We start from the raw sequence: 15309 nt of genomic DNA on the forward strand, positions 1-15309 counted from the left end.
CTCTCCGGTCATCAGATGAGCGGAAGCTAGAGCCCCGGGACGCATCGCGCGGTCCCGTCCTGATCAGGTTTGAACCCGATCCGGTCATACCGGCTTTGCCGGGCGCCGGCCGATGGCCTAGTCTCGCGCCATGATGGACAACGGTTCTTTGAGAAACGAACTGGCAAGCCGGCTGCGCGCGGGTTTGTCGCGCTACCGCGTTCAGGGTGTGTCCGGGATCTCGGAGCACGCGCCCGGGCTGTTCTCCTATTGCGCGCTCGAACGGGAGCGGCTGGCCTGCGTACGGCTTGACCGGCCGCTGATCGGCATTGTGCTGTCCGGGGCGAAGGAGGTGTGGCTCGGAGACGTCTCGGAGCGATTTGCTGCCGGCACGGCATTCGTCCTGCCGGCGGCGGTCGACCTGGAGATCGTCAACGAGCCCGATGGACGGACGCATCTCTACCAGTCCCTGATCCTGCCGGTGGAGCCCGACATGCTGCCGCAGGTCGGCCCGGGCGATGCGGCGCGGGCGCCGGCGCAGGACACCTTCGTCGTTCCCCTGACGCCCGGGCGGGTCCAGGCCCTGCTGCATGCGGCCGACGCCATTGATGCCGGACCGGCTGAGGCCGTCCTTCGCACGGCGCGGCTTCACGAACTGCTCGCCCTGCTGCACGATGCGCCGGCCGCAAGGCCGCTCTTCGACGTGACGATCGCCGAGCGTGTCGCCCGGCTGGTGCGCAGCGAACCGGACAGGAGATGGACGGCAGCCGACATCGCCACGCGCCTGGCCCTGTCGGAATCGACGCTCCGGCGCCGCCTTGCGGGCGAAGGGCAGGCGCTGTCGGTGATCCTGCGCCGAGAGAGAATGGCTGTTGCACGCCGGCTGATCGCGCAAGGCGCGGCAAGCGGGACGGCCGGGTTGGCAGTCGGTTATGCGTCAAGGGCGCATTTCGCCCGGGCCTTCCGTGCGACCTTTGGGGTCAATCCCGCACAACTGGAACCCGCCCCTTAGGCTTCGCGCAGTTTGCCGCGCTTCAGATGTTCATCCAGCCTCGGCATGATCTCGACGAAGTTGCAGGGCATGTGACGGTAGTCGAGCTGGAACTTCAAAATGCCGTCCCAGGCATCCTTGCAGGCGCCGGGGGAGCCGGGCAGCACGAACACATAGGTCGCGTCGATGACGCCGCCGGTCGCGCGGGACTGGATCGTCGAGGTGCCGATCTTGTCGTAGGAGATGCGGTGGAAGACCTCCGAGAAACCGTCCATGCGCTTGTCGAACAGCGGCTCGATCGCCTCCGGCGTCACGTCGCGGCCGGTGAAGCCGGTGCCGCCGGTGGTGATCACCACGTCGACGCCGTCCGACAGGGTCCAGCCCTTCACGACGGCGCGGATCTTCTCCACGTCATCGGTGACGATGTCCCGGCCGGCCAGAACGTGGCCCGCCTCGGTGATCCGGGCGGCGAGCGTCGCGCCCGAGCGGTCTTCGTCCAGCGACCGGGTGTCGGACACGGTCAGCACCGCGATGTTGAGAGGGACGAAGGGACGGCTGTCATCAATGCGATGCATGAGCGTGGTGATCCTCTGAGGGACTGCGGGCAGGCAAGACAAGCACGCGATTGCGGTGCAGGATAGGGCCGTCGGCACCCGCACGCCAGACGGCGAGCGGTCGCAGGTCCAGGGAGCGGGTTCGCCGCGCAACGAGGCAAGGAGGCGAGGGGATGGATTGGACGAGGTCCATCGATGCCTATTGCGAACGGCTCGATCCCGGGTTCTGGGCCGAGCCGGTCAATGCGCTGACCAATGCGGCTTTTCTCATTTCCGCTGCGGCCGCATGGCGTGTCTGGCGCGCCGAACAGCGCCGCAAGGTGCCGTGCACACCGCCCGATGACTGGGCGGTGCCCGCGCTCATATTCATCCTTTTCGTGATCGGCATCGGATCGTTTCTGTTCCATACGATCGCCACGCGCTGGTCGGTGCTTGCCGATGTGGTGCCGATTGCCGTCTTCATCCATTTCTATTTCTTCCTGGCGATGCGGCGCATTCTTTGTCTGGGGCTGGTCCCCTCGATGGCGCTGACCCTTGCCTTCCTGTTCGCAGGCTACGGGGTGGCGCCGCTGCTTTCCGGGGTGGTTGGCTCGTCCGCCGGCTACGTGCCGGCGGCCGTCGCCATCCTGGCCGTGGCGGCGGTGGCCCGCCGGCTCAACCGCGCGGCGGCAGGCCCGCTTGCGCTCGTCGGGGCGATCTTCGTGATTTCCCTTGCCTTCAGGACGGCCGATATCCCATTTTGCCCGTCTTTCCCTCTGGGAACGCATTTCGTATGGCATTGCCTGAATGCCGTGGTCCTGTACCTGTTGATTCGCACCCTCATCCGGACGAGCCTGCGCTCGTGAGAGACGAGGCGCCGATGGGGGCGAATTCGAAGGGGAGGGGAGCGGCTCGATGGTAAGCCGTCGCAAGTTTCGTCAGCCAGCCTCAAGTGGATCGTCATGACCGACAACAAGACACCGGAAAAGCCCGCCAACGATCTCGACGAGGCAGCTCTCTTCTACCATCGTTACCCGCATCCGGGGAAACTGGAGATCCAGGCGACCAAGCCGCTCGGCAACCAGCGCGACCTGGCGCTGGCCTATTCGCCGGGCGTCGCCGCGCCCTGCATGGAAATCGCCCGCGATCCCTCGCTCGCGGCGGACTACACCGCGCGCGGCAACCTCGTTGCGGTCATCTCCAACGGCACCGCCGTTCTCGGCCTGGGTGCGATCGGCCCGCTCGCCTCCAAGCCCGTCATGGAGGGCAAGGCGGTCCTGTTCAAGAAATTCGCCGGCATCGACGTCTTCGACATCGAGGTCGACGAACTCGATGTAGAGCGCTTCGTCAATGCGGTTGCGGTGCTGGAACCGACCTTCGGCGGCATCAACCTTGAAGACATCAAGGCGCCGGAATGTTTCATGATCGAGCGCGCGTTGCGCGACCGGATGAACATTCCCGTCTTCCATGACGACCAGCATGGCACGGCGATCATCGTCGCCGCCGCCGTCAAGAACGCCCTGGAGCTGGCCGGCAAGGATATATCGGCGGTCAAGATCGTCGCCTCGGGCGCCGGCGCGGCGGCGCTGGCCTGTCTCAACCTGCTGGTGTCGCTGGGTGCGCGCCACGAGAACATCTTCGTCACCGATATCGAGGGCGTTGTCTACAAGGGCCGCGAGACCCTGATGGACGAGTGGAAGTCGGTTTTCGCCCAGGAGACGGAGGCCCGCACCCTGGCCGATGTGATCCCCGGCGCCGACGTCTTCCTCGGCCTCTCCGCCGCCGGTGTGCTGAAACCGGAGATGGTCGGGAGCATGGCGGACAAGCCGCTGATCCTGGCGCTTGCCAATCCGCGGCCGGAGATCATGCCGGAAGCGGCACTCGCCGTGCGCGACGACGTGATGATGTGCACCGGCCGCTCGGATTATCCCAACCAGGTCAACAACGTCCTCTGCTTCCCCTACATCTTCCGGGGCGCGCTTGATGTCGGGGCGACCAGCATCAACGAGGAAATGAAGCTCGCCGCCGTCGCGGCGATCGCCGAGCTCGCCCGCGAGGAGCCGTCCGAGATCGCCGCGCGCGCCTATGGCGGCGTCAGCGAGACCTTCGGCCCGAAATACCTGATCCCGTCGCCCTTCGACCAGCGGCTCATCCTGCGCATCGCGCCGGCGGTGGCGCGCGCCGCGATGGAGACCGGTGTTGCCGCCCGGCCGATCGAGGACTTCGACGCCTATCAGGACAGGCTCAACCGGTTCGTCTTCCGTTCCGGCCTGATCATGAAGCCGATCATCGCGGCCGCCCGTGACAGCGACACGCGCATCATCTACTCCAACGGCGAGGACGAGCGCGTGCTGCGTGCAGCCCAGGTGCTGATCGAGGACCGGCTGGCAAGGCCGATCCTGATCGGGCGACCGTCGGTGATCGAGGCACGCTGCGAGCGCTTCGGTCTCAGGGTGCGCCCGGGCCGCGAGTTCGAGTGCATCAATCCGGAGGACGATCCGCGCTACCGCGACTATGTCGACAGCCTGCTGTCGCTGATCGGCCGGCGCGGCGTGACGCCCGAGGCGGCGCGCACCATGGTGCGCTCCAACACCACGGTGATCGGTGCGCTGGCTCTGCACCGCGGCGAGGCGGATGCGCTGATCTGCGGCCTCGAGGGGCGCTACTCCAAGCATCTTGCCGATGTGCGCGGCATCATCGGCACGGCGCCCGGCGTTCAGGACTTCTCCGCCCTGTCGCTGCTGATCAATTCGGGCGGCGCGACCTTCTTCACCGACACCTATGTCACCATCGACCCTTGCGCCCGCGAGATTGCCGAGACGACGATGCTCGCGGCCGAGGAAATCCGCCGCTTCGGCATCACGCCGCGCGCCGCTCTCCTTTCGGCCTCCAACTTCGGCTCGCGCGACATGGAGTCGGCGGAAAGGATGCGCGAGGCCCTGGCCATGCTGCAGGATCTGGCTCCCGATCTCGAGGTCGATGGCGAAATGCACGGCGACAGCGCGCTGTCGATGGCGATGCGCGGGCGGGTGATGCCGGATTCGCGCCTGACGGGCGAAGCGAACCTGCTGGTCTTCCCCTCGCTCGATGCGGCCAACATCGCTCTCAACCTCGTCAAGGTGATGACCGACAGCCTGCATGTCGGCCCGATCCTGCTCGGCACGGCCAAGCCGATGCACATCCTCACCCCGTCGGTGACCTCGCGCGGCGTGGTCAACATGTCGGCCTTCGCCGCCGTGGAGGCGCAGACGCGCAACCGGGCCTGACCAGAATTCATTTGCCGGCTTTCTCATGATCGTGTTGACTCGCGTCATGAAAGCGTCGTCCGGCTGATGCACCCTGACAGGGCCCGGAGAGGCACTGCAGGGTGGAAACGATGGTACATGTTCTGGTGGTCTACGCCACGACGGAAGGCCAGACGGAAAAGATTGCCGGACGCGTTGCCGACTGGCTTCGCGGAGCGGGAGACCAGGCGACATTGGTCGATGCCCGGGCGGCCGCCACGCTCGAACTCGGCACCTTCGACGCGGCGGTGCTGGCCGCCTCGCTTCATGTGGGACGTCACCAGGCCGAGATGGTCGAGTTCATCCGCAAGCAGCGCGCCCGGCTTGACCGGGTGCCCACCGCGTTCATCTCGGTCAGCCTGTCGGCGACGTCAAAGCTGGAGGAGGACCTCGCCGGGGCCCGGGCCGCGGTCGAGGACATGTTCGACGAACTCGACTGGGAGGCAACGAGCGTGCACCTCGCCGCCGGGGCCGTTCATGACCGGCGGATGAGTTTCCTGAAGCGCTGGGTCATCCATCGCATCCTGCGCGAGAAGGGTGTCGAGATGGCCCCTTCAGGCGACATGGAATTCACCGACTGGGCCGCGCTCGATGTTTTCCTTCAGACGTTCATGGGACGGGCAAGGGCAGCGGGACACGAATACGCGTGAGGCCGCGCCATGCGCGGCCTCCTGGCTTGACCTGATCGCGGACCGAAACGTTCCGGCAGGGACGACGTCTCACATGTTCGGGTAGTTCGGCCCACCGGCGCCCTCGGGCACCGTCCAGGTGATGTTGCCGTTCGGGTCCTTGATGTCGCAGGTCTTGCAGTGAACGCAGTTCTGCGCGTTGATCTGGAAGCGCGGCGCGTCCTCGCCTTCCTCGATCCATTCATAGACGCCGGCCGGGCAGTAGCGGTTCGAGGGGCCGGCGAAGACATCGTGTTCCGACGCCTTCTGCAGTGCCTCGTCCTTCACCTTCAGGTGGATCGGCTGATCTTCCTCGTGATTGGTGTTCGACAGGAACACGGAGGAGAGCTTGTCGAAGGAGACCTCGCCGTCAGGCTTGGGATAGGCGATGGGGCTGTGCCTGGCAGCCGGTTCAAGGCTTTCGGAATCGCGCTTGCCGTGCGAGACGGTGCCGAAGAAGGAGAAACCGAAAAGCTCGTTGGTCCACATGTCGAACCCGCCGAGCATGGTGCCCAGCAGCGTGCCGAAGCGCGACAGCAGCGGCTTGACGTTGCGCACCTTCTTCAGGTCGCGGCCGATCTCGCTCTCGCGCCAGGCGGTGTCGTAGTGGCCGAGCTCGCTGTTCGCCTCGCCGCGTGCGAGCGCCGCCGCGACTTCCTCGGCCGCCAGCATGCCCGACAGCATCGCGTTGTGCGATCCCTTGATGCGGGGCACGTTGACGAAGCCGGCCGAGCAACCGATGAGCAATCCGCCGGGGAAGGAGAGCTTCGGCACCGACTGGTAACCGCCCTCGGTGATGGCGCGGGCGCCATAGGAGATGCGCTTGCCGCCCTCGAACGTCTCGCGGATGGCCGGGTGGGTCTTGAACCGCTGGAACTCGTCGAAGGGCGACAGGTACGGGTTCTTGTAGTTGAGGTGGACGACAAAGCCGACGGCGACCTGGTTGTCCTCAAGGTGATAGAGGAACGAACCGCCACCGGTCCTGTTGCCGAGCGGCCAGCCGAAGGAGTGCTGAACCAGCCCCGGGCGGTGGTTCTCCGGCGCGACCTGCCACAGTTCCTTGATGCCGATGCCGAATTTCGGAAAATCGCTGTCCCTGTCGAGGTCGAAGCGGGCGATCAGCTCCTTGGCCAGCGAGCCGCGCACGCCTTCCCCGATCAGCACGTATTTGCCGCGCAGTTCCATGCCGCGTGTGAAGCCCGCGTTGGGCTTGCCGTCCCGGCCGATGCCCATGTCGCCGGTGGCGACGCCCACGACACGGCCCTCGTCGTCATAAAGAACCTCGGCCGCGGCAAAGCCCGGATAGATCTCGACGCCGAGCGCCTCCGCCTTTTCGGCGAGCCAGCGGCAGACATTGCCGAGCGAGACGATGTAGTTGCCGTGGTTGCTCATCAGAGACGGCATCATGAGGTTCGGCAGGCGCATGGAGCCCGCCGGCCCGAGCACGAGGAAATGATCGGCCGTCACCTCCGTCTTGAACGGGGTGTCGACCTCTTCGCGCCAGCCCGGCAGCAGCTTGTCGACACCGACCGGGTCGACCACGGCACCTGAAAGGATGTGGGCCCCGACTTCCGAGCCTTTCTCCAGCACGACGACGGAGAGCTCCTCGCCCTTTTCCGCGGCGATCTGCTTGAGCCGGATCGCGGCGGACAGGCCGGCCGGACCGGCGCCGACAATCACGACGTCGAAATCCATGCTCTCGCGTTCGCCCAGCGTCTCCGTCTCGCTCATAGCACTCTCCCTCTCATGTGCCCTGTGCCTCGCCTTTTCGCGCTTTCTGTTTAGTGCAGCGCGAAAGTCGCTGCAATGTCGATAAGCCAATGACAGGAATATTACGTTTACGTAAAGGGAATAGGAAGCAGCGCTTGTCCGGTCAAGTCCAGGCAATTGCGCTTCGCCGGTCGATGCGGCACAACAGGGGCATGGAACCAAGAGAGCCGATCGACGACCATCCCGCCGGGGACGCGCAGCTTGCCGACCCGTCGCGTGACATGACGGTTGCCGCCGGTCTCGAGGCGCTGCTCGATTTTTATGTCTCCGCAGGTGCCGATGCCTGGCTGGAGAGCGGGCCGGTCGATGCCTTCGCGCTCACGGCCCGGCCACCGGTCGCTCGCCAGCCCTATGGCGCGCAAATCCAGGGCACACACGACCAGGGCACCCGGCCTCAGACGAACCAGGCCCGTTCCGACCGGCATGATGCGGCACCGGCGTCCTTGCGCGGCGGCGCGCAGACAGGGCCGCGGCCTGCGCCCGCGCAGGAGCACGTGCGTCCTGTGGCCCAGCCGCCGGCCGCACTCACCACGGCCTCGGGTGCGGTCCTGCCCGGTGACGAGGCTGTCGTCGCCGCGCGTGATGCGGCCCGCACGGCTGCAACACTGGAGGAGCTGCGCGAGACGCTCGCCCGTTTCGAGGGATGCAACCTGCGCCTGACGGCCAAGTCGCTTGTCTTTGCCGACGGACCGGCCAACGCGTCGCTGATGTTTGTCGGCGAGGCGCCCGGTCGCGACGAGGACCTGCGCGGGGTGCCGTTCGTGGGGCGTTCCGGCCAGTTGCTCGACCGCATGATCGAGGCGATCGGCCTGACACGCGGCGATGTCTACATCACCAATGTCGTGCCCTGGAGGCCACCGGGCAACCGCACTCCGAGCCCGCAGGAAACGGAGATCTGCAAGCCGTTCGTGCTGCGCCAGATCGAGCTTGTGCGCCCGCGCGTGCTTGTCTTCCTGGGGGGCGCGTCCGCCAAGGCATTGACCGGCGCCCAGGAGGGAATCCTGCGCCTGCGCGGCCGCTGGACGCAGATGCCGCTTGGCGAGGACGGCTCGGTCGCGGCGGTGGCGACGCTGCACCCGGCCTATCTGCTCCGCAATCCGGTGCAGAAGCGGCTGGCCTGGCGCGATTTCCTGGCCGTGCGCGAGGCGCTTGCCACCGCTCAGGCCGGCTGATCCGCGCACGGATGGTGCGCAGGTGTCTTTTCCTTCTTCGCGCCGCCACCTATATGGGCAGGAGCCGCTTTTTCGGCTCCGACATTCCCGACTGCCTCATCGAAGGGATTTCTCTTGTTCGACCGCATCCGCAGACGACTTCCGGGCAAATGGGGCGAGGTGCCGACGACAATTCCGGTCGTCCGCCTGCAGGGCGCCATCGGCATGGTCTCGCCGCTCCGCCCCGGGCTGTCGCTCGCCGCGCTTGCTCCGGCGCTCGACAAGGCCTTCGGTTTCGAGGCGCCCGCGGTGGCGCTGGTCATCAACTCGCCCGGCGGGTCGCCGGTGCAGTCGCGCCTGATCCATGACCGGATCCGGGAACTTGCCGCGGAGAAGAAGCGCGAGGTGCTTGTCTTCGTCGAGGATGTGGCGGCGTCCGGTGGCTACATGCTCGCGGTGGCCGGCGACGAGATCTTTGTCGATGCCAGTTCGATCGTCGGGTCCATCGGGGTGGTTTCCGCGGGCTTCGGCTTCACCGACGCGATCGCGAGGCTTGGCATCGAGCGACGGGTGCACACGGCCGGCGAAAGCAAGGCGATCCTCGACCCCTTCCGTCCTGAGCGGGACGAGGACGTTCTGCATCTGAAGACCATCCAGCAGGAGATGCACGAGAGCTTCATCGCCTTGGTCAAGGCGCGGCGCGGGGATGTCTTGTCCGAGGCGCCGGACCTTTTCTCCGGTCTGTTCTGGACCGGCAGCACGTCCCGCGATCTCGGTCTTGTCGACGGCATCGGCAACATTCGCTCGGTCCTGCGCGCAAGGTTCGGGGACAAGGTGAAGATGCGGCTCGTGGGCGGCCCGCGGTCGATCTTCTCGCGCAAGCAGGGCGTCGGCGTCTCCGGGGCAAGCCTGCTTTCGGGCGGATCCTTGAGCGAAGGCTGGGCCGAAGACGCCGTCGCGACGCTGGAGCAGCGCGCATTATGGGCACGCTACGGACTTTAGGCTGAAGTGACCCTCAGCCCGGGAGGATGAAATGGTCAATGTATTTGCAGCAGCGGGATTGGCGATTGGCGGCTACCTGCTTGTCCGTGCCGTTCGCCGGGAAATGGGCCGGATCGAGAAGAAGGTCTCCAGGGTCGCCCGCAAGACGCCCGATGGACAGCCGATCAAGACGCTCGAACGGGATCCCGAGACAGGCCGCTACCGGCCGAAGGACTGAGCGTCGCATTCCCGGGCGCCGATGGTGCCCGGCACTGCGCTCGTCAGTGCTCGGTTTCGCACAGGGCATGATCGGCAAGCGTGTGGATCACGTTGCACTCGCCGACGGTCTCTCCGTGGCAGCTCGCCAGCACCCGCGACAATTCCCCTTCAAGTCTCCGCAACCGTGCGATCTTCTCGCGAATGCCGGCAAGATGGCTGCCCGCGATCAGGTGCGCCTCCGTACAGGGCATTTGCGGGTTCTCGCTGAGATGCAGCAATTCGCGGATAGCCTCCAGCGACAGACCGAGGTCGCGGGCATGACGGATGAAGGTCAGCCGGTCGCGCGCTGCCTGCGAGTAGCGCCGCTGGTTGCCGGCCGAGCGAACCGGCTCCTCGATCAGTCCCTGCTGCTCGTAGTAGCGGATGGTCGGCACCTTGACGCCGCATTGCCGGGACAGTTCCCCGATCGAGTACATCGCGAGTTTTCTCCTGAAGCTCTAGTCTCTGGAGCATTTAGGGGCGCGCGGTCGCATCGGCAAGGCGGAATCAAGGGAGTGAGCGGAAAGGGGGCGCTCGCATAGATGTGGGTTGATGGCGCTGTCCGGCCGAAGGGCAGACGGGGAGTACGGACAGGGAGTACGGACAGGGAGTTCCGGCGGGGAGTTCGGGCGGGGCAGTGCCGGACATGCCGCCGGACCGGGGCTGCGCTGTCGCAGCTCCCGGCCTGGATTGCGAGGTGAGGCCTCAGCGGTAGGTGGCGGTGTATCCGCGGACGGCGCGCGGGCAGGTCGACTGCACGATCACGGTGCCGTTCGGATAGACATACCGGACCTTGCTGCAATTGTCCGCCGGCGGGCTCTGCACGATCCTCTCGCGGCCGTAGCGCCTGCGGGGATAGTTCGGCGAGTGGGTCACCACCGCTGCCGCGGTCTCCGAGCCCATGCATTCGCGCGTGGCGCAAAGGATGACGCCGTTGGCCGATCCGCGATGGCCCCAGACCTTGCTGCCGCCGCCGCCTGCCGGCGGGGAACTGTCGGTCGCGCTGGTTGTGGCGCCGCCGCCATTGCCGTTGGTGCTGGCCTGTGCCAGGGCGCCGGTGGTTGCAAGCGCCATGGAAAGGGCGGTCACGCCTGCCAGTGTCAATGTCTTGAGTTCAAACATTTTTTCGTCCTCCATGTCTCCGGCCGCGGAACCATTCCGCCGGTCCGGCTCTGGATGGCGCGGGGATTGTCTCCTCTGTTCCGTCATCGCATTTTGATGATGCCGTAAGGGAAGATCGGGTGCTGTGACGTGCAGCACAGTTGAGGCGAAGGCGGTTCGCCCCGCCCCGGCGCCTGCTCCTGCTTGACGCAGGCGGGTGTTGATGGCACCTCTCGCCCGGCGCCAGCCGGGGCACGCCCGTGGCTGCGTTCCCGCCGAATTCAAGGACGAGAGACATGACGAGCGAAGCCGTGCCTGCGCACATGCGGCCCGAGAACTCCTTCCAGGGGTTGATCCTGACGCTGCAGCGTTTCTGGGCGGACCAGGGTTGCGTCGTCCTGCAGCCCTACGACATGGAGGTCGGTGCCGGCACGTTTCATCCGGCGACGACGCTGCGCTCGCTCGGGCCGCGCCCGTGGAAGGCGGCCTATGTGCAGCCCTCGCGCCGCCCGACCGACGGGCGCTACGGCGAGAACCCCAACCGGCTGCAGCATTATTACCAGTTTCAGGCGATCCTGAAGCCGTCGCCGGAAAACCTGCAGGAGCTCTATCTGCGCAGCCTCTACGCGATCGGCCTCGATCCGGCCCTGCACGACATCCGCTTCGTCGAGGACGACTGGGAGAGCCCGACGCTCGGCGCCTGGGGGCTTGGCTGGGAATGCTGGTGCGACGGGATGGAAGTGTCGCAGTTCACGTATTTTCAGCAGGTGGCCGGTTTCGAGTGCGCGCCCGTTTCCGGCGAGCTCACCTACGGGCTGGAACGGCTGGCCATGTATATCCAGGGCGTCGATAACGTCTACGACCTCAACTACAACGGCCGCGAGGGTGCGGAAAAGGTCACCTATGGCGACGTCTTCCTGCAAGCCGAGCAGGAATACTCCCGGCATAATTTCGAGCACGCCGACACGGACATGCTGTTCCGCCATTTCAAGGATGCGGAGGAGGAATGCCGCCGCCTGCTCGATGCCGGGGCGAAGGCGCGCGATGCGGCCGGTGCCGCCGTCCACCAGGTGGTGCTGCCGGCCTATGACCAGTGCATCAAGGCAAGTCATGCCTTCAACCTGCTCGATGCCCGCGGCGTCATCTCGGTGACCGAGCGCCAGAGCTACATCCTGCGCGTGCGGGAACTGGCCAAGGCCTGCGGTGCGGCCTTCCTGGAGACCGAAGCCGGCGGCGTCGGCTACTCCGGGTAGGTTTTCGCTCGCCGGTACACGCCTGGCATGCTAGTTGCCTCGATGTTTCTACCGGGAGGCATTGCAATGCAGCGTTTCGTCGTTTTGGTCTTTTCCGCGATTTTTGCGGCATGTGTCGCCGTTTCCGCCCCGCCCGCCCTGGCAAAGACCAAGGGGGGGATCACGCCGCTGTCCGTCTGCTCCAGCAAGGGCGAGTGGGACAAGCTCAACAAGACGCTCCGGACCCGCGCCCACGCCTACAACATCGAGTTCCTGGGGCGCATCGACAAGAGCAACCCGAACCGGCAGGACAAGCACGCGGCTGCCCGCAGCGCCCTTGCCAGCACGAAGAAGGGGCAGCCGGTCGACGTGAATTGCCGTCCGCTGCCGGGCGGCACGGTTCATGTCGACGATGTCGGCGGTTTTTCCGGCTACATGTGCGTGCGCGCGCCGAAGTGGAAATCCTGCGGCTGGATCCACAAGCGCTATTTCACCGATTATTTCGGCGCCACGTCCGACCCCAGGGTCTGGCGCCGCAACCCGCAGCAGGAAATCCTCTTTTTCTATCGCTGAGAGAGGGTCGCCCGCACCGGGCTCGGCCGGGGTGGCGGCCGGACGCGGCCGGTTTCGCCCGGCTGGTGACCTGCGTCACAGTCCGCGCGGCGATGGCGGTTTCAAGTGTTCCGTGCTTGCAGTAGCGTAAGCGCCAATCGCGGACGCAAGGGGACCTTTGCCACATGGCTACCTGGATCGTGCTCGGGCTGATCGTTCTGGTCGGCCTTTATCTCGTCTATCTCTACAATGACCTGGTGCGGAAACGGCAGATGGTGCGCGAGGGCTGGAGCGGCATCGACGTGCAGCTGAAGCGCCGCTCCGATCTCATTCCCAATCTGGTCGAGACGGTGAAGGGCTACGCGACGCATGAGCGCGATGCGCTGGAAGCGGTGACCGAGATGCGGGCGAAGGCCGCCGGCATGCCGCGCGACGACGTTGCCGGCCGCGCCCAGGCGGAAGGCATGCTGTCCCAGGCGCTGGGCCGCCTCTTCGCCGTGGCTGAAGCCTATCCCGATCTCAAGGCCAACGAGAACTTCCGCGACCTGCAAGCCTCCATCGAGAAGACCGAGGACGCCCTGCAGATGGCCCGACGCTACTACAACGGTGCGGTGCGCGCACTCAACGTCGTGGTGGAGAGCTTCCCCTCGAACCTCGTTGCCGGTCGCTTCGGCTTTACGCAGGAGGATTACTTCGAGATCGAGGACCCGGCCGACAGGGCCGTGCCCAAGGTCGCGTTCTGAAGGGGCGGGTCATGCGTCTCCGCAATCTCCCGGTCCTGATCGCCGGTTGGCTTGTCGTGTTCGTCCTGTGCATGGCGCCAACCGCCGCGCAGGCCGACGAGCGCATTCTGGCCTTCAATTCGACGGTCGAGGTTGCCGCCGACGGCGAATTCACGGTCACCGAGACGATCCGGGTGCGTGCGGAAGGGAGCCAGATCCGCCGGGGCGTCTATCGCGATATCCCGCTTGCCTTCGAAACGCCGGACGGGAGCAGGGCTATGGCCGGCTTCGATCTCGTCTCGGTTCGGCGAGATGGCGAGGAGGACGGCTATTCCGTCAATCGCGGCGGTAGCGGGGTGCGCATCTATATTGGCCGGGAGGAGGTTTTTCTCTCCCCCGGCATCCACACCTACACGCTCGTCTATCGCACCGACCGGCAGGTCCGCTTCTTCGGCAGCCATGACGAGGTCTACTGGAACGCGACCGGCAACGAGTGGAATTTCCCGATCGACAAGGCGGTCGCACGGGTCGTGCTGCCCGAGGGCGCGACGGCCAGCGACTACTCTGCCTATACGGGCGCCTATGGCGCCGCCGGCCGGGACTTTACGGCCCGCGTCGAGGATGGAGGCCGCAGCGTATTGTTTGCCTCCACGCGCGTCCTGGCACCCGGCGAAGGGCTGACCGTCAATGTAGAGATGGCAAAGGGGGTGGTCGCCGAGCCGACCGCCGAACAGGAACTGGGCTATTTCCTGTCCGACCATCTTGGCGAAATCCTTGGCGGCATCGGCCTCGCGCTTGTCCTTGGTTATTATCTCTGGGCCTGGTGGCTGGTTGGCCGCGATCCGCCGAAGGGCGTTATCTTTCCCCGTTTCGAGGGTCCTGAAGGGATCTCGCCCGCGCTGTCGAATTACGTTGCGCGCAAGGGATTCGGCGATGGCGGCTGGCGGGCGCTCTCCGCCGCCTGCATCAGCCTCGCCGTCAAGGGGCGGCTGGTGCTCGAGGACCTGGCCGGCGACCTGACACTGACCCGTCCGGCGGGGACGCAAGGCGACTACAGCGGGTTGGCCCGCGGCGAAAAGGCAATTGCGCAGTGGCTCGACGGGCGCGAGGGAAGCTTCACCGTCTCCAAGGCGAACGGCACGGCGGTCAAGTCGTTCGGCAACACCTTCCGCGGTGCCATCGAGGGCGAGAACCGCAACCGCTTCTTCAAGTCGAACACGCTTTATCTTGTTCCCGGAGTCGCGATTTCCGTCGTGACGATCTTCGCGCTGCTCGCCTTCGGCAATCTCAGCGACAACCAGATCGCCTTCATGATTCCGATTTTCATGATCACCTTTGTCGTGGTCATGTTCACCGTGCAGATCGGCAAGGCGTTTCGCCGCTCGGGCAGCATCGCGTTACGGGTCGCTTTCACCCTCGTCGTCTTTGGCTTCATCACCATGGGCCACCTCGTCGGCGCGGCTGCGCTGCTGCAGGCGCAAGGGGCCATTCCGCCGCTGGCGCTCATTGCCGTCGCGCTGCTTGCCGTCAACATCCTCTTCTATTTCCTGATCGGCGCCCCGACCGCGCTCGGCCGCGCGGTCACGGACGAGATCGAGGGCCTGAAGATGTATCTCGAGGTCGCCGAAAAGGACCGGATGAACATGAAAGGGGCGCCTCGAATGAGCCCTTCCCATTTCGAGACGCTGCTTCCCTATGCGGTGGCGCTCGACGTCGAAAAGCCGTGGTCGAAGGCCTTCGAGACGTGGCTTCTGACGGCGGCCGGCGCGGCCGCGGCGACCGCCTATGCGCCGACCTGGTATTCGGGCCGGGCCTTCGACAGCCATGATGTCGCCGGAACCCTGGGAGACACGGTAGGCGCCATGTCGGGCACTTTCACGTCCTCGCTTCCCGCGCCGAAATCCTCCAGTTCCGGCGGTGGAGGCGGAGGGTTCTCCGGCGGCGGCGGTGGCGGCGGCGGTGGAGGCGGCTGGTAGTTTCGCTCCCCGGCGCTTGCGCGGGGGTGACTTTTCCCCCCGCACTTGCTAACGGACGCGGGATGAAAATCGGATGCCGTGCGCAGGTGCGCGTATCCCGGCCCCAAACTT

General features: G+C 65.9%; 15 protein-coding genes. 11 read left to right on the forward strand and 4 right to left on the reverse strand.

What is annotated here, in order from left to right; genetic code table 11:
- The first annotated feature begins 148 nt into the window (after positions 1-148).
- Positions 149-991, forward strand: a complete 843-nt coding sequence (locus tag ACQY46_RS08670; protein WP_428699844.1) for a helix-turn-helix domain-containing protein — start codon at positions 149-151, stop codon at positions 989-991.
- On the opposite strand, the gene moaB is transcribed toward ACQY46_RS08670, so the two are convergent.
- Positions 988-1545 carry a molybdenum cofactor biosynthesis protein B gene (gene moaB, locus ACQY46_RS08675; protein ID WP_428699845.1) on the reverse strand — a complete coding sequence of 186 codons (558 nt, stop codon included), beginning with the start codon at positions 1543-1545 and terminating at the stop codon, positions 988-990. The two genes, ACQY46_RS08670 and moaB, sit on opposite strands and share 4 nt — an antisense overlap.
- 152 nt (positions 1546-1697) lie before the next feature.
- Here moaB and ACQY46_RS08680 point away from each other — a divergent pair, with 152 nt between their 5' ends.
- From ACQY46_RS08680 to ACQY46_RS08690, 3 genes are all read left to right on the forward strand, one after another.
- Positions 1698-2369, forward strand: coding sequence for a ceramidase domain-containing protein (locus tag ACQY46_RS08680; protein ID WP_428699846.1), 672 nt, complete (start codon positions 1698-1700; stop codon positions 2367-2369).
- A 96-nt stretch (positions 2370-2465) separates the two neighbouring features.
- Positions 2466-4769, forward strand: a complete 2304-nt coding sequence (locus ACQY46_RS08685) for an NADP-dependent malic enzyme (RefSeq protein WP_428699847.1) — start codon at positions 2466-2468, stop codon at positions 4767-4769.
- Between the two features lie 110 nt (positions 4770-4879).
- Complete coding sequence (locus tag ACQY46_RS08690) at positions 4880-5437, forward strand: flavodoxin domain-containing protein (RefSeq protein WP_428699848.1); 558 nt, start codon at positions 4880-4882, stop codon at positions 5435-5437.
- Between the two features lie 69 nt (positions 5438-5506).
- Here ACQY46_RS08690 and ACQY46_RS08695 read toward each other — a convergent pair whose 3' ends face one another.
- The gene (locus ACQY46_RS08695; protein ID WP_428699849.1) at positions 5507-7186 is read right to left on the reverse strand and encodes an electron transfer flavoprotein-ubiquinone oxidoreductase; all 1680 of its coding nucleotides are present in this window, start codon (positions 7184-7186) and stop codon (positions 5507-5509) included.
- Positions 7187-7377: 191 nt separating this feature from the next.
- Between ACQY46_RS08695 and ACQY46_RS08700 the strand changes: the two genes are divergently transcribed.
- The 3 genes from ACQY46_RS08700 to ACQY46_RS08710 all read left to right on the forward strand — a co-directional run bounded on the left by ACQY46_RS08700 (position 7378) and on the right by ACQY46_RS08710 (position 9595).
- On the forward strand, positions 7378-8397 hold the full coding sequence (locus tag ACQY46_RS08700) for a uracil-DNA glycosylase (protein WP_428699850.1): 1020 nt from the start codon (positions 7378-7380) through the stop codon (positions 8395-8397).
- A 114-nt stretch (positions 8398-8511) separates the two neighbouring features.
- Positions 8512-9378, forward strand: coding sequence for a S49 family peptidase (locus ACQY46_RS08705; RefSeq protein ID WP_428699851.1), 867 nt, complete (start codon positions 8512-8514; stop codon positions 9376-9378).
- Between the two features lie 31 nt (positions 9379-9409).
- Complete coding sequence (locus ACQY46_RS08710) at positions 9410-9595, forward strand: hypothetical protein (protein WP_428699852.1); 186 nt, start codon at positions 9410-9412, stop codon at positions 9593-9595.
- Positions 9596-9638: 43 nt separating this feature from the next.
- On the opposite strand, the gene ACQY46_RS08715 is transcribed toward ACQY46_RS08710, so the two are convergent.
- Both ACQY46_RS08715 and ACQY46_RS08720 read right to left on the reverse strand, forming a co-directional pair.
- Positions 9639-10052: a MerR family transcriptional regulator gene (locus ACQY46_RS08715; RefSeq protein WP_428699853.1), complete on the reverse strand. Its 414-nt coding sequence runs from the start codon at positions 10050-10052 to the stop codon at positions 9639-9641.
- A gap of 268 nt (positions 10053-10320) precedes the next feature.
- Complete coding sequence (locus tag ACQY46_RS08720) at positions 10321-10737, reverse strand: hypothetical protein (RefSeq protein ID WP_428699854.1); 417 nt, start codon at positions 10735-10737, stop codon at positions 10321-10323.
- A gap of 302 nt (positions 10738-11039) precedes the next feature.
- On the opposite strand from ACQY46_RS08720, the gene ACQY46_RS08725 reads away from it, so the two are divergent.
- From ACQY46_RS08725 to ACQY46_RS08740, 4 genes are all read left to right on the forward strand, one after another.
- The gene (locus tag ACQY46_RS08725) at positions 11040-11969 is read left to right on the forward strand and encodes a glycine--tRNA ligase subunit alpha (protein WP_428700446.1); all 930 of its coding nucleotides are present in this window, start codon (positions 11040-11042) and stop codon (positions 11967-11969) included.
- A gap of 66 nt (positions 11970-12035) precedes the next feature.
- Complete coding sequence (locus ACQY46_RS08730; protein WP_428699855.1) at positions 12036-12521, forward strand: hypothetical protein; 486 nt, start codon at positions 12036-12038, stop codon at positions 12519-12521.
- 164 nt (positions 12522-12685) lie between these two features.
- Entirely contained in the window at positions 12686-13243 is a 558-nt protein-coding gene (locus tag ACQY46_RS08735) for a LemA family protein (protein WP_428699856.1), read from the forward strand.
- Between the two features lie 11 nt (positions 13244-13254).
- Positions 13255-15198: a DUF2207 domain-containing protein gene (locus ACQY46_RS08740; protein WP_428699858.1), complete on the forward strand. Its 1944-nt coding sequence runs from the start codon at positions 13255-13257 to the stop codon at positions 15196-15198.
- Positions 15199-15309: the final 111 nt, after the last annotated feature.

Origin of the sequence: Stappia sp. (assembly GCF_965276915.1) — a bacterium.
GTDB lineage: Bacteria > Pseudomonadota > Alphaproteobacteria > Rhizobiales > Stappiaceae > Stappia.

Bases quoted from the DNA above. Each gene is read 5' to 3' on its own strand.
- ACQY46_RS08720 (WP_428699854.1), bottom strand. From the start codon at position 10,737: ATGTTTGAACTCAAGACATTGACACTGGCAGGCGTGACCGCCCTTTCC.
- ACQY46_RS08730 (WP_428699855.1), top strand. From the start codon at position 12,036: ATGCAGCGTTTCGTCGTTTTGGTCTTTTCCGCGATTTTTGCGGCATGT.
- ACQY46_RS08690 (WP_428699848.1), top strand. From the start codon at position 4,880: ATGGTACATGTTCTGGTGGTCTACGCCACGACGGAAGGCCAGACGGAA.
- ACQY46_RS08680 (WP_428699846.1), top strand. From the start codon at position 1,698: ATGGATTGGACGAGGTCCATCGATGCCTATTGCGAACGGCTCGATCCC.
- ACQY46_RS08685 (WP_428699847.1), top strand. From the start codon at position 2,466: ATGACCGACAACAAGACACCGGAAAAGCCCGCCAACGATCTCGACGAG.
- moaB (WP_428699845.1), bottom strand. From the start codon at position 1,545: ATGCATCGCATTGATGACAGCCGTCCCTTCGTCCCTCTCAACATCGCG.
- ACQY46_RS08740 (WP_428699858.1), top strand. From the start codon at position 13,255: ATGCGTCTCCGCAATCTCCCGGTCCTGATCGCCGGTTGGCTTGTCGTG.
- ACQY46_RS08725 (WP_428700446.1), top strand. From the start codon at position 11,040: ATGCGGCCCGAGAACTCCTTCCAGGGGTTGATCCTGACGCTGCAGCGT.
- ACQY46_RS08710 (WP_428699852.1), top strand. From the start codon at position 9,410: ATGGTCAATGTATTTGCAGCAGCGGGATTGGCGATTGGCGGCTACCTG.
- ACQY46_RS08700 (WP_428699850.1), top strand. From the start codon at position 7,378: ATGGAACCAAGAGAGCCGATCGACGACCATCCCGCCGGGGACGCGCAG.
- ACQY46_RS08715 (WP_428699853.1), bottom strand. From the start codon at position 10,052: ATGTACTCGATCGGGGAACTGTCCCGGCAATGCGGCGTCAAGGTGCCG.
- ACQY46_RS08695 (WP_428699849.1), bottom strand. From the start codon at position 7,186: ATGAGCGAGACGGAGACGCTGGGCGAACGCGAGAGCATGGATTTCGAC.
- ACQY46_RS08735 (WP_428699856.1), top strand. From the start codon at position 12,686: ATGGCTACCTGGATCGTGCTCGGGCTGATCGTTCTGGTCGGCCTTTAT.